This window comes from Shewanella rhizosphaerae (genome assembly GCF_019457655.1).
Classification (GTDB): Bacteria; Pseudomonadota; Gammaproteobacteria; order Enterobacterales; family Shewanellaceae; genus Shewanella; species Shewanella loihica.
Map to the genome: position 1 here is coordinate 2,722,906 of NZ_CP080420.1, position 20,571 is coordinate 2,743,476.

Annotated in this window: 21 protein-coding genes; 7 read left to right on the forward strand and 14 right to left on the reverse strand. The window is 54.1% G+C overall.

The window, feature by feature from the left end; genetic code table 11:
* Positions 1 to 8 precede the first annotated feature (8 nt).
* A complete protein-coding gene (locus K0I63_RS12055; protein ID WP_041406649.1) occupies positions 9 to 251 on the reverse strand; it encodes a YecH family metal-binding protein in 243 nt (80 codons plus the stop codon).
* Positions 252 to 408: 157 nt separating this feature from the next.
* Here K0I63_RS12055 and K0I63_RS12060 point away from each other — a divergent pair, with 157 nt between their 5' ends.
* The 3 genes from K0I63_RS12060 (at position 409) to K0I63_RS12070 (ending at position 4,369) form a co-directional block, all read left to right on the forward strand.
* On the forward strand, positions 409 to 2,106 hold the full coding sequence (locus K0I63_RS12060; RefSeq protein ID WP_220042714.1) for a sensor histidine kinase: 1,698 nt from the start codon (positions 409 to 411) through the stop codon (positions 2,104 to 2,106).
* Entirely contained in the window at positions 2,103 to 2,813 is a 711-nt protein-coding gene (gene btsR, locus K0I63_RS12065) for a two-component system response regulator BtsR (RefSeq protein ID WP_220081200.1), read from the forward strand. Before K0I63_RS12060 ends, btsR begins: the two co-directional genes overlap by 4 nt.
* 119 nt (positions 2,814 to 2,932) lie before the next feature.
* Positions 2,933 to 4,369 carry a carbon starvation CstA family protein gene (locus tag K0I63_RS12070; protein WP_220081201.1) on the forward strand — a complete coding sequence of 479 codons (1,437 nt, stop codon included), beginning with the start codon at positions 2,933 to 2,935 and terminating at the stop codon, positions 4,367 to 4,369.
* A 112-nt stretch (positions 4,370 to 4,481) separates the two neighbouring features.
* Here K0I63_RS12070 and K0I63_RS12075 read toward each other — a convergent pair whose 3' ends face one another.
* The 9 genes from K0I63_RS12075 to K0I63_RS12115 all read right to left on the reverse strand — a co-directional run bounded on the left by K0I63_RS12075 (position 4,482) and on the right by K0I63_RS12115 (position 12,336).
* Positions 4,482 to 5,021, reverse strand: coding sequence for a YaeQ family protein (locus K0I63_RS12075; RefSeq protein WP_220081202.1), 540 nt, complete (start codon positions 5,019 to 5,021; stop codon positions 4,482 to 4,484).
* A 68-nt stretch (positions 5,022 to 5,089) separates the two neighbouring features.
* Entirely contained in the window at positions 5,090 to 6,001 is a 912-nt protein-coding gene (locus K0I63_RS12080) for a precorrin-2 dehydrogenase/sirohydrochlorin ferrochelatase family protein (RefSeq protein WP_220081203.1), read from the reverse strand.
* Positions 6,002 to 6,071: 70 nt separating this feature from the next.
* Complete coding sequence (locus tag K0I63_RS12085; protein ID WP_011866130.1) at positions 6,072 to 6,389, reverse strand: putative signal transducing protein; 318 nt, start codon at positions 6,387 to 6,389, stop codon at positions 6,072 to 6,074.
* A 172-nt stretch (positions 6,390 to 6,561) separates the two neighbouring features.
* On the reverse strand, positions 6,562 to 7,509 hold the full coding sequence (gene secF, locus K0I63_RS12090) for a protein translocase subunit SecF (RefSeq protein ID WP_011866131.1): 948 nt from the start codon (positions 7,507 to 7,509) through the stop codon (positions 6,562 to 6,564).
* 13 nt (positions 7,510 to 7,522) lie between these two features.
* Positions 7,523 to 9,373, reverse strand: coding sequence for a protein translocase subunit SecD (gene secD, locus K0I63_RS12095; protein ID WP_220078558.1), 1,851 nt, complete (start codon positions 9,371 to 9,373; stop codon positions 7,523 to 7,525).
* A gap of 39 nt (positions 9,374 to 9,412) precedes the next feature.
* Positions 9,413 to 9,745, reverse strand: a complete 333-nt coding sequence (gene yajC, locus K0I63_RS12100; RefSeq protein WP_041406650.1) for a preprotein translocase subunit YajC — start codon at positions 9,743 to 9,745, stop codon at positions 9,413 to 9,415.
* Between the two features lie 27 nt (positions 9,746 to 9,772).
* A complete protein-coding gene (gene tgt / locus K0I63_RS12105; RefSeq protein WP_011866134.1) occupies positions 9,773 to 10,897 on the reverse strand; it encodes a tRNA guanosine(34) transglycosylase Tgt in 1,125 nt (374 codons plus the stop codon).
* A 168-nt stretch (positions 10,898 to 11,065) separates the two neighbouring features.
* A complete protein-coding gene (gene queA / locus K0I63_RS12110; RefSeq protein WP_220081204.1) occupies positions 11,066 to 12,103 on the reverse strand; it encodes a tRNA preQ1(34) S-adenosylmethionine ribosyltransferase-isomerase QueA in 1,038 nt (345 codons plus the stop codon).
* Between the two features lie 71 nt (positions 12,104 to 12,174).
* A complete protein-coding gene (locus K0I63_RS12115) occupies positions 12,175 to 12,336 on the reverse strand; it encodes a hypothetical protein (RefSeq protein WP_186300684.1) in 162 nt (53 codons plus the stop codon).
* Between the two features lie 176 nt (positions 12,337 to 12,512).
* On the opposite strand from K0I63_RS12115, the gene K0I63_RS12120 reads away from it, so the two are divergent.
* The gene (locus tag K0I63_RS12120; RefSeq protein ID WP_220042720.1) at positions 12,513 to 13,106 is read left to right on the forward strand and encodes an acyl carrier protein phosphodiesterase; all 594 of its coding nucleotides are present in this window, start codon (positions 12,513 to 12,515) and stop codon (positions 13,104 to 13,106) included.
* A 33-nt stretch (positions 13,107 to 13,139) separates the two neighbouring features.
* Positions 13,140 to 13,673 (forward strand): protein disulfide oxidoreductase, encoded by a 534-nt coding sequence (locus K0I63_RS12125; RefSeq protein ID WP_258406859.1) that lies wholly within the window; start codon positions 13,140 to 13,142, stop codon positions 13,671 to 13,673.
* Between the two features lie 80 nt (positions 13,674 to 13,753).
* On the opposite strand, the gene K0I63_RS12130 is transcribed toward K0I63_RS12125, so the two are convergent.
* Both K0I63_RS12130 and K0I63_RS12135 read right to left on the reverse strand, forming a co-directional pair.
* Positions 13,754 to 15,106: a sigma-54-dependent transcriptional regulator gene (locus K0I63_RS12130; protein ID WP_220083435.1), complete on the reverse strand. Its 1,353-nt coding sequence runs from the start codon at positions 15,104 to 15,106 to the stop codon at positions 13,754 to 13,756.
* A complete protein-coding gene (locus tag K0I63_RS12135) occupies positions 15,106 to 16,740 on the reverse strand; it encodes a sensor histidine kinase (protein WP_220081205.1) in 1,635 nt (544 codons plus the stop codon). Before K0I63_RS12135 ends, K0I63_RS12130 begins: the two co-directional genes overlap by 1 nt.
* 337 nt (positions 16,741 to 17,077) lie before the next feature.
* Here K0I63_RS12135 and K0I63_RS12140 point away from each other — a divergent pair, with 337 nt between their 5' ends.
* Together K0I63_RS12140 and K0I63_RS12145 are read left to right on the forward strand one after the other, a co-directional pair.
* Positions 17,078 to 17,854 carry a hypothetical protein gene (locus K0I63_RS12140; protein ID WP_220081206.1) on the forward strand — a complete coding sequence of 259 codons (777 nt, stop codon included), beginning with the start codon at positions 17,078 to 17,080 and terminating at the stop codon, positions 17,852 to 17,854.
* A 96-nt stretch (positions 17,855 to 17,950) separates the two neighbouring features.
* The gene (locus K0I63_RS12145; protein WP_220081207.1) at positions 17,951 to 18,286 is read left to right on the forward strand and encodes a hypothetical protein; all 336 of its coding nucleotides are present in this window, start codon (positions 17,951 to 17,953) and stop codon (positions 18,284 to 18,286) included.
* Between the two features lie 45 nt (positions 18,287 to 18,331).
* On the opposite strand, the gene K0I63_RS12150 is transcribed toward K0I63_RS12145, so the two are convergent.
* A complete protein-coding gene (locus tag K0I63_RS12150) occupies positions 18,332 to 19,846 on the reverse strand; it encodes a PhnE/PtxC family ABC transporter permease (protein ID WP_220081208.1) in 1,515 nt (504 codons plus the stop codon).
* Positions 19,847 to 19,901: 55 nt separating this feature from the next.
* The gene (locus tag K0I63_RS12155) at positions 19,902 to 20,567 is read right to left on the reverse strand and encodes an ATP-binding cassette domain-containing protein (protein WP_220081209.1); all 666 of its coding nucleotides are present in this window, start codon (positions 20,565 to 20,567) and stop codon (positions 19,902 to 19,904) included.
* Positions 20,568 to 20,571 lie beyond the last annotated feature (4 nt).

Genomic DNA, 20,571 nt, shown 5'->3' on the forward strand with positions numbered 1-20,571 from the left:
ACTAGTCGTTAATGATTACAGATACGATCAGCTGCGGTGGCAATCCCTTCGGCCGACTCGGTAAACTTACCCTTACGCTCGAGAAACGCGATCAGCTCCTGGGCGTCCATCTCGCTGGCCGAGCAAGTATGGTAACGAGCCTGTTCACCAAACTCCTTATGCATGAGCTGAGTCAGCTCCCCCTTAGATATGGCGCGGCCCAGGGACAACATAAGTTCCATCACCTGATGACCATGAATTGAATCTGACATACTCTTCCTAAAAGATATAAAATAGATATCCCTTTATAACCTATCTCGGTGGCAGAAACTTTGATCCCGAGCCCAAAGCCCGCCCTTGTCCTAAAACCAGCGCCAGTGCTATGCTGAGGATCACTAAGGCCTCTCCCACACGAGTACCCAAGTTTCTATGCCTTTGATCCTCCTGCTCACCCAACAGATGTGCCTCTACCTGGTCATAGTGTACCTGTTGAGTAAGACGCCGCTGTTTAAACTATTTGCCGAGACGGCAACCCGTCTGCCCCATAAGATCTACATCTATCTTATCTTCTCGGGTTTCTGCATCATGGCCACCTATTTTGGCGAGCAGACCAACGATGCCATCGCCAATACCCGCGCCATGGGCGCCGTGCTCGGCGGCCTGTTAGGCGGACCCGTTACCGGCTTTCTGGTGGGCTTAACCGGCGGCCTGCACAGATACAGCATGGGAGGCTTTACCGATCTCGCCTGTGCCATCTCCACCACGTTAGAGGGCCTGTCGGCGGGCATAGTCGGTTATTACCTGCGTAAGCAAAATCGCAGCGAGATGGTCTATGCGCCGCTGCTGGTCGCCCTGGTCACCTTCTCGGCCGAGATGTTACAGATGGCGCTGATCCTGGCCATCGCCAAACCCTATGGCGAGGCCCTAGCCCTGGTGAAACAGATCGCCCTGCCCATGTTGACGGTCAACTCCATCGGCGCCGCTCTCTTCATGAGCATGGTGCGGGATCAGAAGACCATGTTCGACAAGCTTTCCTCCGCCTTCTCCACCAAGGCGCTTAAGATTGCCGAGCGCAGCGTGGGGATCCTCTCCAAGGGATTCGATCAGGAGGGCAGCACTAAGGTGGCACAGATAATATTGGAGGAGACTAATGTCGGTGCGGTGGCGATCACCGACCGGGAGAAGCTGCTGGCCTTCATCGGCATCGGTGATGACCATCATATTCCCGGCACCCCCATCTCCTCAAAGATCACCCAAGATGCCATAGAGCAGAACTGCGTCATGTTCGCCGACGGTGTGGAGACCCCCTATGCATGCTCCATCTCGCCCCAGTGTCGCCTCGGCTCAAGCCTGGTGATCCCACTGAGGTGCGAGTCTGAGGTGATTGGCACCATCAAGCTCTATGAGCCCAAGAATAAGCTGTTTCTCAACATCAACCGTACGCTGGGCGAAGGGATCGCCAGGCTGATGAGTAACCAGATCCTCTACGGCCGCTACGAGCTACAACAGAGCCTGCTGACTCAGGCGGAGCTCAAGCTGCTGCAGGCGCAGGTCAATCCCCATTTCCTATTTAACGCGCTCAACACCATCGCCGCCATCATAGGCAAAGATCCCCTGATGGCGCGGCAGCTGCTGCAACACCTGTCGCAGTTTCTGCGCATCAACCTCAAGCGCACCACTGGCCTGGTGACCCTCAGCGACGAGCTGGAACATATCGACGCCTACCTCACCATAGAGAAGGCAAGATTTATCGATAAGCTCAGCGTGCATATCGACATTCCCGCCACGCTGCACCAGTACCGCCTACCGGCCTTTACCCTGCAGCCCATCATAGAAAATGCGGTGAAGCATGGTACCTCACACCTGCTGGAGCCCGGGGAAATCTGGGTCAGTGGCAGAGCCGAGCAAGATTTATTAATATTGGAAGTAAAAGATAATGCAGGTCTGTATCGAGAAGAGCTCAATGCAGACACCTCAGGATTAGGTATGTCCATCGTCCATAAGCGGATCCAGAGCCTGTTTGGCCCCCACTATGGCGTTAAGATCAACTGCGAGAAGGACCGTTTTACTCAAGTCATTATTACCCTGCCGCTAAATGATGTGGCACAAACGGAACCCACAGCGTGATCACTTGCTTAATTATCGACGATGAACCCTTTGCCCGCGAAGCCCTCAACGACCAACTTCAAGCCTATCCCGATCTCGAAGTGATAGGCCAATGCAGCAACGCCATCGAGGGAATGCAGGCCATAGGCAAGCTCAAACCGCAGCTGATCTTCGTCGATATCCAGATGCCCAAGATAAGCGGGCTCGAGATGGTGGCCATGTTAGATCCCGACAACATGCCCAGGGTGGTGTTTGTCACCGCCTTCGATGAATACGCCATCAAGGCCTTCGATAATCATGCCTTCGACTATCTGCTCAAACCCGTGGATGAGGCACGCCTGGCCACCACCATATCCAGGGTGCGCCGAGACTTGCACCAAGTGCCACTCGACGCCGTGTTGCCAACGATGCTCGAACATGTCCCCTGTTACTGCGGTAACCGTCTCAAGGTGATCAACGTCGAAGAGGTGGAGTTTGCCTTTAGCGATCTCAGCGGCATACATGTCACCACGGCGCAGGAACAGGTGCACACCCATCTGACCCTCAAGGTGCTGGAAGAGAAGACAGATCTGGTGCGCTGCCACAAGCAGTATCTGGTTTCACCCCAGGCGATCAGCGAGATAGTTATCTTAGAAAACGGCGCCGAGGTCCTGACCCACTCGGGGAAGACGGTCCCCGTCTCCCGCCGCTTCCTGAAACCGATAAAACAGCTCTTCGGCTTTCACTAATACAGTTACCGGCTCGATTTTACCGCTTAATCTGCTTATTCGACCACTCACCTAAATGTCGGTTTCCTTAAATTGCCGACAGGTTACACTCTTGTTAACTTTAAATGGGAGTACTAATTATGATGTGGTTTCTAATGTGTGTCGGCCTGCTACTCGGCGGATACTTCATCTACGGTAAGTTTGTTGAGAAGGTGTTCGGTATCAATACCGCTCGCCAAACCCCCGCCTTTACCAAGACAGACGGCGTCGACTATGTGCCTATGTCAAAAGGTAAGGTCTATCTGATCCAGCTGCTGAACATTGCTGGCGTCGGTCCCATCTTCGGCCCTATCTTAGGTGCCCTCTATGGTCCCGCCGCCATGTTGTGGATCGTGATCGGCTGTATCTTCGCCGGTGCGGTGCATGACTACTTCTCTGGCATGCTGTCGGTACGCAACAATGGCCAGTCAGTGCCAAACCTTGCCGGTAAATACCTGGGCAACAGCGCCAAGCACTTCATGAACGTGTTTGCCATCATACTACTACTGCTCGTGGGCGTGGTCTTCATCTCGGCGCCTGCAGGACTGCTCGGCAAGTTAACCGGTTGGGACGTTAGCCTGTTCCTCGGCATCATCTTCACCTACTATCTGATCGCCACCATCGTGCCGGTCGACAAGATCATTGGTCGCCTCTATCCCTTCTTCGGCGCCCTGCTGCTGTTCATGTCTGTGGGTCTGACCATAGCATTGATCGTCTCTAGCGAGCACACATTGCTGCCAGGTTTCAGCGCCGGTGACTTCCTGTCTAACCTGAACCCTAATGACATGCCACTCTGGCCTGCCCTGTTCATCACCATCGCCTGTGGCGCCGTATCTGGCTTCCACGCCACTCAGTCACCACTGATGGCTCGCTGCGTCGAGAATGAATCTAACGGCCGTTTCGTGTTCTACGGCGCCATGATAGGTGAAGGTATTATCGCCCTGATCTGGTGTGCTATCGCCCTGTCATTCTTCGGCGGTGTAGAAGGCCTGAATGCCGGCATGGCGGGCAACCCTGCAAACGTTGTGTATGAAGCTTCTACCGGCCTGCTTGGCGCTGTGGGTGGATTCATGGCTATCCTGGGTGTGATTGTTCTCCCTATCACCTCTGGTGATACCGCATTCCGCTCTGCACGTCTGATCTTGTCTGAGTTCTTCAAGATGCCACAGACTGCATTGCCTAAGCGTCTGGTCCTGGCTATTCCACTGTTTGTGATTGGTGCGATTCTGACTCAGGTTGACTTCGGGGTGATCTGGCGTTACTTCGGTGTGGCTAACCAGACCACAGCCGTGATGATGCTTTGGACCGCTTCTGCCTACCTGCTGCGTCATAACAAGCTGCACTGGATCTGTACCATACCGGCCATGTTCATGACCACAGTGGTTATTAGCTTCCTGCTGAACTCTGCCACCTTAGGTGCAGGCCTACCTATGACGGTTTCTACCATTGCCGGTGTGGTATCGACCTTGGTCATTACCGCACTCATCATAGTGAAGACTAAGGGTCGCGGCGAAGAAGAGTTACCCGAAGAAGCCTAAACACTCCGTAACATCCCCCAAAGTAAAAAACCAGTCGCAAGACTGGTTTTTTTATGTTTGTGTCGGTGTCGCTCACAACACCAATCGTTTTAGCGCTATACGCCTGAGCGTCTTATCCCTTTAGCTGCTCAGGGATAATATGTACACTGCCGCTATCGTTGGAGAGCCACACCTCGCCCTCGCTGATATTATATTGCAGGCTCATGTTGCGACTGACCATCTCGCCCATCGCCTTCACCTGCTCTTCGGGCAGGTTCCACACAGCAAGGTTCTGATAACGGCTGAGAGCCTGCTCATTTTGCTGCCACCAGATAGGCACGGCGCGGCCGCCATAGGTATAGAGCAACACCCTATCGGCGCGGCTGCTGGCCTTTCTCAGCCACTTCTCATCGCTCTGACCAAACTCGATCCACAGCTCTATCTCGTCGCTTAAGGATTTCTGCCACAACTCGGGCTCGCCCTCGACGCACAGCCCCTTGCTAAAGGCCAGGGTGTCGCTGGCGTTCAGGGCAAAGGCGAGCAGCCTGACCATCATGCGGGCATCGGTTTCCGATGGGTGTTGTGACAGCGTGAGGGAATGATCTTGATAGTAGCCACGATCCATGTCGGCAATCTGCAGCTGCACTTTATAAACGGTTGCTTTGGGCGCCATAATGCTCAGTCGTTAAGAATAAAGCGCCTAGTTTACCCTAAATAGGCGCCCTTTGAGCAAGAGATGCGTTACAGTGCGCCCGGGCGCAGGTGTTTCGCCATGGGGAAATGGGCCACCAGCTGGGCTATGGTCTCAGTTTCACCATAGACCATCACCCGCTCGCCCTTGTCTAACCTGGCTGATAACTCACTGAGCGGTAACATGGCCTGACGCCCGGCGTCGCGGCGCACCAACTCAGACAGACGCTCTGGCAGCGCTAAGTCACTACAGAGCCAGTCGAGACGCTGCATCATAGGCACGGCGGCCAGAGGCAACAGATCGATTGGGGTGTGGGCCTCGAGCAGCAAGAGCTCGCCACTGCCCGAAAGCGTACCGAACGCCTGCTCGAAATAGCTATCCGTGCGCTCGTCGAATCTGTCGCCATTAAGACGAAAGAACTGCTCCCAGAACAACTTACGCTGCTCAAATGCCGGCAGGCGATTCTGCACCTCGGTGCGTTTATCGGCGATGAAATCGAACAGTTCACTCAAGGATGCCGGCAGCCAGGTCTCCAAACGAGCCCTAAGCTCGCGGGCAAACACGGGGGCGGCGCCACTGGTGCTGATAGCGACCTGTAAGCGGCCCCTGTCGACGATGGCGGGGGTGATGAAGTTACAGAGCTTGGGGGCATCGACCACATTGACCCAGAGCCCAAGCGCCTTGGCCTGCAGGGCAAACTGACGATTGAGAGGCTCGTCACTGGTGGCCATATAAAGCAGATCTACCCCTTCGAGGTCCTCGAGTTCGGCGAATCTCTGCTCCAGGGCGATCTGCCCCTGATTTGCCATGGCTATCACGGCGTCGCAGACATCCGGGGCGATCACCCGAATATGGGCCTGGGTGCGGCTCAGCAACTCAAGTTTGCGGCTGGCGACGTCGCCTGCGCCTATCATCAGGATCTTCAGCCCATCGGCCTGGGCGAAAATGGGAAAATATTGCATCGATTAAATGACTTGTCTCGACTAAGGATAAGACAAGAGTAAAGTAAGCCTCTGCGAGCGGCAAGCACTACTAGCTGAGCTGCTCGCTGCGCTCGGCGCTGCAATGCCAGCAGAGCTCAAAGTTACCTTCATTCATCTCGTGGCATTTGACGCACTGCCACTTAGGACTCTCGCTGTTTAGGGTCTCAAGCTGCGCCCTGGCCGCCTCATACTGAGACTCGGCCACCCACAGCTCGACATCCTGTAGATCCACCGGCAACTCACCGATCCCACCTAGCAAGGCCTCGCCTCGCAGTTCGACCCCGATACCGCAGGCCTCCAACATCCCTTTCCAAGCATGGGCCTGTAACAAGTTACCACCGGCCACCAACTTACTGCGCTCTTCCATCTTTATCCCCTACAACGCTTGCTCTTTTTGGCAAATTATCAGGTGTATTGATTAATCGCTGAACATCCTAGCCTTAAAACTTACATTTTGTCGAGTCGGGATCCGGCCAAATTGGCAATAAAAAAGCCACGAAATCGTGGCTTTTTCATGACACTGGTCGGACAGCTTGTGCCTACGGCATCAATGCATCCTGATCCGCGCCCTCTTTTTCGATCTCCACAGGCATCATATGCTCGCGGTTGATCCCCAGCTTGACCGCCAGGAAACTCGCCACATAGATAGAGGAGAAGGTACCCACGAAGATCCCCATCAGCAAGGCTGTCGCGAAGCCGTGGATCATGGTGCCGCCCTTGAGGAACAGGGCCACAACTACCACCAGGGTAGTACCTGTGGTGATGATGGTACGGCTCATTGTTTGGGTAATAGAGTTGTTCACCACCTCTTCTGGGGTGCCCTTACGCATCTTGAGGAAGTTCTCACGGATACGGTCAAACACAACGATAGTATCGTTGAGCGAGTAACCTACTACCGTGAGCACACCCGCCAGCACCGTCAGGTCAAACTCCAGCTGGAACAGCGAGAACACACCGAGCGTGATGATCACGTCGTGCGCCAATGCCGCCACCGAACCGAGCGCCAGACGCCATTCGAAACGGAAAGAGACATAGATAAGGATACAGATAAGCGCCACCAAGACGGCCAGGCCGCCCTGCTCGGCAAGCTCTTTACCCACCTGAGGACCAACAAACTCGACACGCTTCTGGCTTACACCAGGATCGACTTTGGCCGCAGCCTCCATCACATGCGCAACCTGTAGGTCGCTCTTCACGCCTTCCTTTACCGGCAGACGGATCAGCACGTCACGGCTTGAACCAAAGTTCTGCACCACGGCGCCATCTGTCTCGTCTGAGGTCAGGGCTGCGCGCAGCTGATTTAGATCGACAGGGTTCTTAAACTCCATCTCAACGACGGTACCGCCGGTGAAATCCAGCCCCCAGTTTATTCCATTAACCGCCAGAGAAGCCAGAGAGCCGATCACCAAGATGAGTGATAGCGCACTGATAGCCACGGCGTGACGCAGGAAGTTGATCGTGCCTTTAATTGATAAAATCTCGAACATGGTCAACGTCCCCTTAAATAGACAGTTTCTTCACGCGTTTACCGCCCCAGATAGCGTTAACTATCGAGCGAGTACCCACGATGGCGGTGAACATAGAGGTCGCGATACCTATCATCAGGGTCACGGCGAAGCCTTTCACGGCGCCGGTACCCACGGCAAACAGGATCAAGGCCGTCATAAAGGTGGTGATGTTGGCATCGGCAATGGTTGAGAACGCGTTGCCATAACCTTCATGGATCGCCTGTTGTACGCTGCGTCCTGCACGTAACTCTTCACGAATACGCTCGTAAATCAATACGTTACCATCAACCGCCATACCGACTGTCAATACCATACCGGCAATACCCGGCAGGGTCAGCACGGCGCCAGGGATCATAGACATGACGCCCACTACCATTACCAAGTTAGCCGTCAGCGCCAGGTTAGCGATAAGGCCAAAGCCGCGGTAGTAGACCAGCATGAAGATCAATACGACAGCCATACCCCAGATCATCGCCTGCAGACCGTTGTCGATGTTTTCCGCACCCAGGCTAGGACCAATGGTGCGCTCTTCAACAATAGAGACAGGTGCAATTAGAGCACCGGCACGTAGCAAGAGAGCCAGGTTTTGCGCTTCAGAGTGATCAAGCCCGGTGATCACGAAGTTGCGGCCCAGACGCGCCTGGATAGTCGCGACCGAGATAACCTCTTCGATCTTATCCATCTTCACGCTGCCGTCAGGGTTCTTGGCACCGTTATCTTTATACTCGATGAACAGGGTCGCCATCGGCTTGCCGATGTTGTCCTTGGTCACATTCGAGAAGATAGAACCACCCTTAGAATCCAGGTTGATAGACACCTGAGGACGGCTGTATTCATCGAAACTTGGCTGTGCGCCCTGAATATGGTCACCTGTCAGCATCACCTCTTTTTGCAGAGCCACTTTACCGCCTTCACGGCGATCATAGATCTGCGAACCTGGTGATACGCGACCGGCTGCAATCGCCGCCGCATCGGCCTTCTCGTCTACCATGTGGAATTCGATAGACGCGGTAGCCCCCAGGATATCCTTGGCGCGGGCCGTGTCTTGAACACCCGGTAGTTCGACGATGATGCGCTCCGCGCCTTGGCGCTGAACCACTGGCTCGGCAACACCCAACTCGTTTACACGATTACGCAAGGTGGTGATGTTCTGCTGCAGCGCTTCCTCTTTCACTTGCTTGAGGTAGATCTCGCTCATGTTCGCCAGCAGCATGAAATCGCTACCAGACGACGCATCGACGAACACCATCTCGTTAGTGCGGCTCTTGAGGAATCGTTCTGCCTTAGCTAAATTCTCGGCATCACGAAACTTGATCTCAATCCCTTTAGGGGTATTGCGAATACCCGCATAACGAATTTTTTCACCACGAAGATCGGTTCTGAAATCGGCAATTTTCGCCTCGGTCATCTTGCGGATCGCCTCGCTCATGTCCACTTCCATCAGGAAGTGCACACCACCGCGAAGGTCCAGACCCAGCTTCATCGGGCTACCACCCATAGACTCCAGCCACTGAGGCGTAGCCGGTGCCAGGTTAAGCGCCACGATATATTTGTCGCCGAGTACCTCGGCAATTGCTTCTTTCGCCAGCAGTTGCTGGTCTGCATCGGCAACACGTACCAATAGCTGACCGTTTTCCAACTCTGAACGCTTCACCGCGATGCCTTTCGCCGACAGGATGTCAGTGACTTCACTCTGAGTCGAAGCATTAACTTCCGCGCCACGTGTGGCCACGACTTGCACCGCGTGATCTTCACCAAATAAATTTGGTATTGCGTAGAAGGCACCGACGGCGATGATCAACGCCACCATCAGGTTCTTCCACATTGGGTATTTATTTAACACACCATCGCCCTCTTGGCTTAAAGTGACTTAACTTTCAACTTAAAGTGACTTAATAGACCCTTTAGGCAAAACAGCCGCTATGTAATCCTTCTTGATTGTGATTTCTGAGGTTTCGTTGATCGTCAGCAACACATAATCGTTGTCATCGCTGATCTTAGCGATCTTACCCAAGATCCCACCACTGGTGAGCACTTCATCACCCTTGCTCAACGAGCTCATCAGGTTCTTATGTTCTTTTACACGCTTAGATTGCGGACGGAAAATCATGAAGTAAAAGATCAGGCCGAAAATGACCAGCATGAAAACCAGTTCCATGGTACCACCCGCACCACCTACTGGCGCATCGGCTGCGTATGCATTTGAAATGAACATATTTCTCTCTTCTTATTAGCAGTAAAATTAATCGGATAACTTAGGAACTTCGCGACCTTGACTGGTATAGAACTCCTCAACAAAGGCGTCTAATGTACCTGTCTCGATAGCGCCACGCAAACCTTCCATCAACATTTGGTAGTAACGCAAGTTGTGAATGGTGTTTAAACGTGCTCCTAAAATTTCATTACAACGATCTAAATGGTACAGATACGCCCGTGAGTAGTTCTTACAGGTGTAGCAGTCACACTTAGCATCGAGCGGTGAAGTATCATCACGATGACGCGCATTGCGGATCTTGATAACCCCTTCACTGGTAAACAGGTGGCCGTTGCGCGCGTTACGAGTCGGCATGACGCAATCGAACATGTCGACACCTCTACGTACCCCCTCAACGAGATCCTCCGGTTTACCTACCCCCATCAAGTAACGCGGCTTATCGGCCGGGATCTGTGGGCAGACATGCTCAAGAATACGGTGCATATCTTCCTTAGGCTCCCCAACCGCCAAACCGCCGACGGCATAACCGTCGTATCCTATCTCTAACAAGCCTTTAAGGCTCTCATCGCGCAGGTCTTCATACACACTGCCCTGAATGATCCCGAACAAGGAGTTAGGGTTTTCCAGACGGTCGAACTCATCGCGTGAACGCTGTGCCCAACGCAGCGACATCTGCATCGACTTGCGCGCCTCGTCGTGGGTCGCCGGGTATGGCGTACATTCGTCGAAGATCATCACCACATCTGAGCCGAGCGAGTATTGGATCTGCATCGACTTTTCCGCGTCCATGAAGATCTTCTCGCCGTTGATTGGCGAGCGGAAATGCACGCCCTCTTCGGTGATCTTACGAATGTCACCCAGGCTAAATACCTGGAATCCGCCTGAATCGGTCAGAATTGGACGCTGCCAGTTCATGAAGTCATGCAGATCGCCATGCTTACGCATGATCTCTTCACCAGGACGTAACCAAAGGTGAAAGGTGTTCCCCAGCAGAATATCGGCGCCCGTGGCGCGCACTTCTTCAGGCGTCATCCCTTTTACCGTACCGTAGGTGCCCACTGGCATGAATGCCGGTGTCTCTACCGTACCGCGTTCGAACACTAAGCGACCGCGACGCGCGCGACCATCGGTTGTATCTAATTCAAATTTCATTTTTAACCTCGCCAGAGAAACAGTCTGACTCTCTTCGTGCCATTAAAACAGACACAGCTGAACAATAGAGATAAGGGCAAACAACTCAGTATCAACCCTTATCAATAAAAATCTCTAAAAAAATACCCACCTCAAGTGTGGGTGGGTATTTTAAAGCAAAATCATCGCTTAGATCGCTTTTTTAGTCACAAACATGGCATCGCCATAGCTGAAAAAGCGGTATTTTTGCGCAATCGCGTGCTGATAGGCGTTTTTCACCTCATCGAAGCCGGCAAAGGCGCTGATCAACATGATAAGGGTCGATTCCGGCAGGTGGAAGTTAGTCACCATGGCATCGACAATTTGAAACTCATAACCAGGGTAGATAAAGATGTCGGTGTCGTTGCTGTAAGCCTGCAGCTCTCCTTCACTGGCCTTGGCCGCACTCTCTAATGATCGCACCGAGGTGGTGCCTACGGCGATGACGCGTTTACCGGCCGCCTTGGTGGCCTTAATACTATCGACCACATCCTGAGGCACCTCGGCCCACTCTGAGTGCATCTTATGATCTAAGATGCTGTCGACCCTAACCGGCTGGAAGGTGCCCGCGCCCACATGCAGGGTCACGAAGGCAACATTGACCCCTTTCTCTTTCAGCGCGGCAAGCAGAGCATCGTCAAAGTGCAGACCCGCCGTTGGCGCGGCCACTGCACCAGGGTTCTGATTGTAGACTGTCTGATAACGCTCTTTATCGGCATCCTCATCGGGACGGTCGATATAGGGCGGCAGCGGCATATGGCCAACCTCTTCGAGCACCTCGAGTATGGTGGACTCGCTATTGAGCTCAAGCTCAAACAGGGTGTCGTGACGGGCAAGCATGGTCATCTCGTAGCCGCCGTCTAAGCAGATGATGGTGCCGGGCTTAGGTGACTTGGAGCTACGCACATGAGCCAGAATACGCTTGTCGTCCAGCATACGCTCGACCAAGATCTCCAGCTTGCCACCGGTTTGCTTCTGACCGAAGACGCGCGCCGGGATCACTCGGGTGTTGTTGAACACCATGAGATCGCCAGGGTTAACCATCTCCAGGATATCGGTAAATTGCTTGTCCGCCACCGCGCCACTATTACCATCGAGTGTCAATAGTCGGGACGCCGTGCGATTAGGCATGGGGTAACGGGCGATCAACTCATCGGGAAGATCGAAAGAAAAGTCGGCAACGCGCATAGTCTGTCTCTGCTTAGCATAAATCGGCCGCTAGTCTATTGGCTGATGATGATAAGATCAAGACACACAGCTTAGCTGGCCTTCTTCTCCTTGTCGGCCACGACAATATTGGCCTGTAGATCTAAGCTAGCTTTTCGATAACTGTGCTGTTCGAAGGGGATATCGACCTCGACCCGCCGCCGTCGAGAGGAAGATTTTTTGCCTAGGCGTTTCATTAACCAGTTCCACATCATCCATGATCCTTTAAACCGATAATTAATATGAGGAGTCATAGGTGCACATCCTGTCGATCCCAATACCTAAGCAAGCCGTCGGTGAAAGATAACGTCGCGTAGAATAAAGGTTTCATCGCACCTTCTGGCATGATAACGTGAAAAGCGTGATTTAACAAAGCAATTAACTTTATCTAATGAACTTTTTGGCTCATCTGCACCTGGCAGATAACAGTAAAACCGATCTTGCCGCCAACCTTGCCGGTGATTTCGCCAAGGGCAATATCGCCGACCACCCCAAGGCCCTGCAACAGGGGATCTGGCTGCACAGGCAGATAGACTCGCTTACCGATAGCCATGAACTCACCAAGGAGCTCAAGGCGGCCTTCCCCAAGACGCTGCAACGCGCCGCGCCGATACTGATCGATCTGGCCTTCGACCATATGCTGGCCAAATATTGGGAAGAGTATCATCACCTGCCACTGCCCGACTTTGCCCAGCAGGCTTACCTAGCGCTCAGCAGCGCCGAGCAACTGCCGGTTAATCTGAGCGATCTCATCATTCGCATGCGCCAGGAAAACTGGCTAATCGCCTATGAGAGCCGTGAAGGGCTGAATCAGACCATTAAGGCGGTAAGCAAAAGGGTTTCTAAGCCGGAAATTTTCGATGGCGCCATCGACACGGTTAAGCGGATGGATACCGAGATAGAGATAGCCTTTCGCACCTTCTATCCCCAGCTGATGGCCTACAGCCGCATCTGGACCCGCCAGACGCCGCCCGAGTTTCTCTAGCCGGTGAAGCGCTAAACCTAAGAGTTCAATTCTGTGTCATCGACCTTCAAAAGCCTGGCAAGCAAGTTAAAGCCGTTCGTTAAGCCTAGGCGCAAGCGCTATCGCTTTCTCAGAGATGCGGCTTTAATGGTGCTGGTTGCCTTTGCCCTGCTCAGCTATCAGCAGCGCAACATGATCTCAGGCGAGGCGCCGCTCCTCAAAGGCTTCACCACCCAAGGTCAGCCCATTGCACTTAAGCAAGGTGAAGTTACTCTGGTCTATTTCTGGGGCACCTGGTGCCCGGTCTGCCGCGTCACCTCGCCCATGGTCAATAGCGTGGCCGAGCAGCACAAGGTGATCAGCATAGCCGTTGCCTCGGGCACAGATGATGAGATCAACCAATTCATGGCGGAGCACGGCTATCAGTTTGACGTCATCAGCGATGAGGAGATGCTGCACCAAGCCTGGGGCGCAAGCGTTTTCCCCGCCATCTACATCGTCGACACGCAAGGGCAAATTCGTTTTAAGACCTCTGGTGCCACCAGCAGCTGGGGCATGAGACTCAGGCTGTTGCTCGCGGCCTGGTGAGCTATCGCTTTAATTGACATAGACGCCATCAATAGCCTCCTTGAGCGACAGCAGGCCGCTAATGCGGCAACACAGCTAATCTAGACCAGCTGATATTTCTCCAGCCGATAGAGGAAGGCCTTATAGCTCAGGCCTAAACACTTGGCGGCCTTGGTACGATTGCCTTCGAAACGGTCCAGAGCCTGACGCAGGCAATCCTTCTCGAAACTCTCCCACTCGATACCCGCCTCGGGCAAGACAAAACGCCTGGTATCCAGCGGCTGCGGCGTGGTGCCGAGTTCCTGCACCATCTCCTCTTCATCGCCGAGTAACACGAAACGTTCGATGCGATTCGCCAGCTCGCGCACGTTACCCGGCCAGCTATGGTCCAGCAGCGACTTTAAGGTATCCCGGCTTAGCTTGGGCACCTCCATGCCATATTGATTGGCGTGGAGTTTAAGAAAGTGCTCCACCAGTCGGCCGATATCCTCGGGTCGCTCCCTAAGCGCCGGCATATGGATAGGCACCACGTTGAGGCGGTAATAGAGATCCTCGCGAAAACGCCCCTCGGCCACCTCCAGCTGCAGATCCCTATGGGTCGCGGCGATCACCCTGACATCCAGCTTGATCTCGCTGTTCTGCCCGAGGCGGGATATCACCCCCTCCTGCAAGAAACGCAGCAGCTTGGTCTGTTGCAGCAGGGGCAGCTCGCCTATTTCATCGAGAAAGACGGTGCCGCCATCGGCTGCCTCCAACTTACCTATCTTCTGGGTATTAGCCCCCGTGTAGGCCCCCTTCTCGGCGCCGAACAGCTCCGCCTCGGCCAGAGACTCTGGGATAGCGCCGCAGTTGATGGCGACGAAGGGCTTATGGCTACGGCCCGACAGCTGATACAGCGCCCGCGCCGCCAGCTCCTTGCCCGTGCCACTCTCGCCGCCAATGAGCACGGTTGCATCTGTGGCGCTCACCCGCTGCACCCTCTGATACACCTTCTGCATCAGGGAAGAGCGTCCCACCAGCCCCACCAGCTCCTGCTGCTGAGACAGCTCGGAAGAGAGACGACGGTTCTGCCGCTTCAGCGCGATAGATTTGGCCACCTTCTCGATGGCCAACAGCAGACTCTGGCGTTGATAGGGTTTGGCCAGATAGTCGTCCGCTCCCGCCTGCATGGCATCCACCGCGTGGGTGATGGTGCCGTAGGCGGTGGCGATGATAAAGCCCATATCTGGATGTTCGCGGCGCACATAGTTAAGCAGATCCATGCCGGTTAACTGCCCCAGCTTCCAGTCGGAAAACACCAGATCCGGCGCCGATGCCTTTATCATCACGATCGCCTGTTCGACGCTGTCGGCGCTCTCCACCAAATACTGGTTAGCCGTCAACATCTGCACGATCAATGCTCTCTGATCCGGCTCATCCTCTACCACCAAAATATGCAACTTAGGCTGCTCCATCATACTTCCTCTGTCCGGGGCTTATCTTCTTGCTGTGTTTTATTACTATCGGGCTTGGCGAAATAAAGAGTCACCAGAGTGCCGCCGCCGGGATTATCAGCAAAGGTGATGCGCCCACCGTAGTGCCCTTGAATCAAACGCTCGGCGATATAGATCCCCATGCCAGTACCTTCAGCCTTGGTGGTCACATGGGGCTGCGCCAGCTTATCACGCACCTCAGGGCTGATCCCCTTGCCGGTATCGGCCACCACTAAGGTATAACTCTCATCATCTTCCGCCAGGGTCAGGTCGATACGGCCTGTGTCCGGAGTGGCCTCCACCGCATTGATCACCACGGCATGCAAGATGCTGCGGATCTCCGATTCGGCGCCCTGCACCTGAACCCCTTGATCCTCACAGTGAAAGGCGATGCTGGGCTTGCTGCCGTTGATAGACAGTTCCAGCAAGATATCCTGCACTGTGGCCGCCAGTGGTACCCAAGACTGGCGATTCACCTGGGTACTCGACAGTGTCAGCAGAGATTGAATGCTCTTATCCATCATGGCGATCTTCTGCTGCATCTGGCTAAGCAGCTTATTGGCATCCTCTATCGATGCTGACTGGGCGACCGCCTCAGACAAGAGCCCCAGGGTGTGCAGCGGATTACGCAGGCTATGGGCGATCCCACGCGTCACCTCTCCCAGTTCGGCCAGCTGCTTTTGCTGCGCCATCTGCTTCTTCTGCTCGCTTAGGGAGGCGAGCTGACTGCTCATCTTATTAAAGCCGTTGAGGATACTCTTTAACTCTTTGACCCCACGCTCATCCACCTGATAACCAAGATCCCCCTGCCCCAACTTCTTATGGCCCTTCGCCAGGGCCGATAGCGGCGCGCTGATCACATGGCTGAGCATATAGACCAATAAGAGGCCAGCCAGTGAGCTCATCAGAATCGCCCCTATCATGGACTCGCTGAAACGCTCCAATTGCTCGTTAGTCTCCTGATTAGGCAAGTTGATATCATGGGCAAATTCCACCGCAACCTTACCCTTCTCCGGCGTGGTGGGCGAAATGGGCGCGTCTATGATGGCCACGTTACCCTTGTCGAGCCAGCTGTTGGTGTCTATCTCAATCTGGCTCACGGCGTCATGCAGGCGCCGGCGATACTCATCGGCGGCCTCGCGCTTGGCCTCGGCAATACTGGCTCTCTGGCGCTGCTTAAGCTCCTTCTCGTAGGACATCATGGCGTTGAGATGATCCCTAAGCTCCTGCTGCTTGGCCGCCAGCTTGGCGCGAAAGAAGGCTTTTTGCTCGGCAGAGGCATTATCCGTCTCCATCTCCATGCGCACCACCTCTTCGCTGAGCTGGGCAATCGCCTGGGAGACAGATTCAATATCCTGCTCAAACTCCTGCCTGAGCGCCTCGGCATCTTGAAGCGATTCCTGCAGGGCCTGCTCATCGAACTGCACCACAAACTCTTGCTCTGTGCCGACGTTGTCGATCAGCACCTTCACCAGGTTTTGCGACAGATCCCGCGAGCGCTCACTGAGCTCGCTCTGCAACTGCGCCTTATAGAAATGCGACACCAGCAGCTGGCTGCCTCCCAATATCAGGATGAGCGCGCCAAATAGCACAAACAGATAACCTTTAATCGACATAGAGCCCTCTAGTTTCAATAACAATGCCACGCCGGCGCTTGAGAAAATTAGTAATAGAGCGCCCGCCTCTCAGGTTATACAAAAACAGTACCAAGATAAAATCCCTTGTGGATCACCCGATTAGCCACCGGGGGTCTCTAGCCATGCCCAGACTAAGCCATGAATTTCCCCAAATCGGGAAATCCATGTCCCATATGGGGGTGAATCGCCAGGGGCGACAGAACTTATTTTTCAACCAGAGCCTCACCAATGCCCATCCAGACTGGATTTCGCTAGTTTGGCACGCCTCTAGCAACACATAGGGAAATCATAATTCATCACTACGGAAGGAAACACCATGAAACTCAATAAACTCACTTCGTTTATCGCCTGCTCTGCGCTGTTGTCATTTACCCTGGCGGCGGCACCTACCGACGTGCGTCAAATCGATTTTAATGACAACCAACTCAAGGCCAACTTGATTCAAGATGGCGACAAGGACACTAAGTTGACTCTGGATCTTGAAGGTAAGCAGCACCACTACAGCTTCAGCAATGATGAGATAAAAGATGAGAAGCTCATTAGGCAGAAGCTCGCCAAGCTGCCTAAAGAGACCCAAGATATGATGGTCCGCCTGCTCAAGCAGATCGACGGTGACGAGTCTCACTACCATTACCTGCGCCACAGTGAGCTATCTGAAGCCGATCAGGCCAGAATGGACGCGCTCACCAAGAAGATGGCCAAGAAAGAGGCCGAACTAGCCAATCACATCGCTAAGATAGAAGTTAAAGTTGCGGCCAAAAGTGCTGAAATGGAGGCCAAAAGAGCCGAAATGGAACGTAAAGCCGCAGAGCTTGAGGCTAAGGCCCGTGAGTTTGAGGTGATTATAGATACGCAAGACGGCGAATTTAATAAGAACATTGAGCTGTTGTCGGACGATATCGCCGAGATCGCCACCGAGATAGCCGAGATCGAAATGAAATACCACGGTGACGGTGAGCGAGAGTTTGTGGTGATAAGAAGCGACGACGAGGCCGATGTGGAGCAGCTGATCCAGCTTATCGAAACCGGCAAGCTGAGCGATGACCAAAGGCGCAAACTTCAACAGGCGCTAAACAATGATAATCGCAAATAAATGAAATTGTGAACAATGCGATAGAATGCGCCGCTGCCCCAAGGTAATCTGCCACCAAGATGTTTACTCTCACTCCGACAACTTGAGGCAATTATCATGTGGTGGCGCATTCTCATCATCTTTCTCGCTTTTGCACTGCTCGGTGCCCACTTTATGCGCTTCGGCCAGACGCTGATCAGCGCGGCCTTCATCTTAGCGCCACTACTGTTACTCATTCGCCACGTGGCCATCACCCGCACCCTACAGTTGGTGCTTTTCTTAAGCGCCATCTTCGTCTGGGGCCTGAGCGGCCTGGATTATGTGCAGATGCGCATCTCGATGGACGCCCCCTGGCTAAGACTCGCCATCATAATGTCGGCGGTGACCCTATTTACCCTGCTGGCATCATTCTGCTGCCAAGGCGTGCAGCGCCTGCGACAGGCTAGGCGCTAGACTCTCATTTTATAGTCATTCGTTAACTTGTCTTTCGCAAAAAAGTTAGACCACGCAAGATACCTGGCCGACCGCCATCCCTTGATTCAGGCGCTTGGCCAGCATTCGCCGCGCCAGGCTATCCACCAGCACGTTGAGTAACGCGGTCACGATAAGTAGATAGAAGGCGTTGTTGTAACGTATCTCGCTAAAGGCGCTATCGATATAGAAGCCTAACGTCATCACCCCCAGCACGCCAAAGATGGCGGTCTCCCTCAGTATCACCTCGAACCGATAGAAGAGTAGCGACATCAGGTTGGGATAGATGCGCGGCAACACCTCATAACCATAGTGGTCGCTGCAGCGCTGATACAGGGCGCTGGGTTTAACCAGGCTGTCCTGGCGCGTCAGCAGGTAGGCTATCAGGGCGCCGTTGTGCAGCCCCAGAGCCAAGATGGCGGGCAACATGGAAGGGCCACAGAGCATCATGAAGATGAAGGCCAGAATATACTCAGGCATGGAGCGCATGATCAGTAGCAGAAGCTGCCCTATAGGCATAGAAAACTTGCCGCGGCTATGCATGCTGGCAAAACGATGGCCGAAAAGTGCCAGCAGATGGGTCAAGCCAAGTGCGCTTATCGCCAGCACTAAGGTGGCCCCCACGCCGGGTAAGGCCTGCTCAACAGTCAAACGCTGCCACCAGCAGGCAAATCGCGACAGTCCCTGAGCAAGCTCTTGCTGCCCATAGAGCACCTCGCGGATCCCCGGAGGCAGAATATCTACAGTTAAGAACTGCCAAACCAGCTGCAGATCCACGCTGGTCAGCTTAGGCAGGGTAAACAGCGCCGCCAACAGATAGAGCGGCAACAGACGCCTGCGTGACCAGAGCGGGATAGTGCCAATCAGGACCACGAAGAGGATGAGCAGCGCCGCCCCCTCATGATACTTACCCTGACGAAAGGCGGTCTCTAAGTAGAAACCCAGAGTAGGCATGCCGATAAAGCCCAGCACGGCACTGCTGCGCAGGGCACACTCGAACCGGTAGCGCACATAGGCCAGCATCAAAGGCAGCACATGACCAAGCTTTCCGTAGAAGTAAGCACTCAGCCTGTCGCAACCAAAAGGCAAGGTATCATTGGTGCTACTGGGCGCCTGCTGCAGTATGTCATGAAATACCCTGGCAAAGGTGGCGCCATAGGGTAAGGCGATCGCCAGCACACCCGTCACCGGCGACAGGCCAAAGACTTGCAGAAAGAGCAGCGCCCAGAAGATCTCATGGATCCCCCGCACCATGGCGCAGCAGGCCGCGACCCAGGGCGAGCGATAAATCAGCGCCAAGGGGGAGCCGAGCAGCAGGCCGAAACTCACCCCAAGCAGGGCAAAGCTCACCGTCTGCCACAGGGCATTGACCAGCGACTCGGTGGCGAAAAAATCTGGCGTGAGCAGCCCCTGCCCCATGCGCAGCAGTTCACCCCAGGGATCCAGGCTGATGATCTCAATATCGACAAACAATAGACTGATCGCCACCAGCAGCCAGAGGCCCAATGTCAGCCGCTGCCAGGGACCGACAAATTTAAACATCTGATCTAAACATCGAATGTGAACATCTAATTTTAAACATCTAATTTTACAAACCCTAGCTCGTCGCCATCTGGTTATCGAAGAAGCAGGCCAGCTGCTCACCATCGAGTTGACTCGTCGGCTTATCGAGCACCAACTTGCCCTCGCTAAGGCCTATGATGCGATCGAAGTGACTCAAAGCAAGGTCGCTGTCATGCAGCACCATGATCACGGTTTCATGACGCGCCTTGACCAGACTCAGCAGGCGCTGAGCCATCACGGGATCCAGGGCGGAAAACGACTCGTCGCCGATGAAACTAGGTTTTTGCTGATAGAGCGCCCGCGCCAAGGCAACCCGTTGACGTTGGCCGCCAGAGAGCGAAGAGACAGGCTTCTGCAGCGGCGCCTCAAGATAGAGCTCAGCGCACAGCTTGGCCACCTCTTCACGCCTCGCCGCCAATGGCCAGGCGAGATTTAACAGGTTATAGGCAAAGGAGTGTCTGGCCAGCGCGCCCATATAGACGTTATGGAACACGCTCAGGGCATCAACCAAACCTTGGGACTGACTGCATAGGGCGGCGTCTTGCTTAAGCTGCTCGTAGATATAACTCAGCAGCGTCGACTTACCCGCCCCAGAGGGACCGACTATGGCTAAAGACTCTCCCCGTTTAATCGACAAGTCGAGATCGTCGATGACCCGAGTCTCACGATAACTCAGGGAGAGTGATTCTATTTGGAGCACAGAA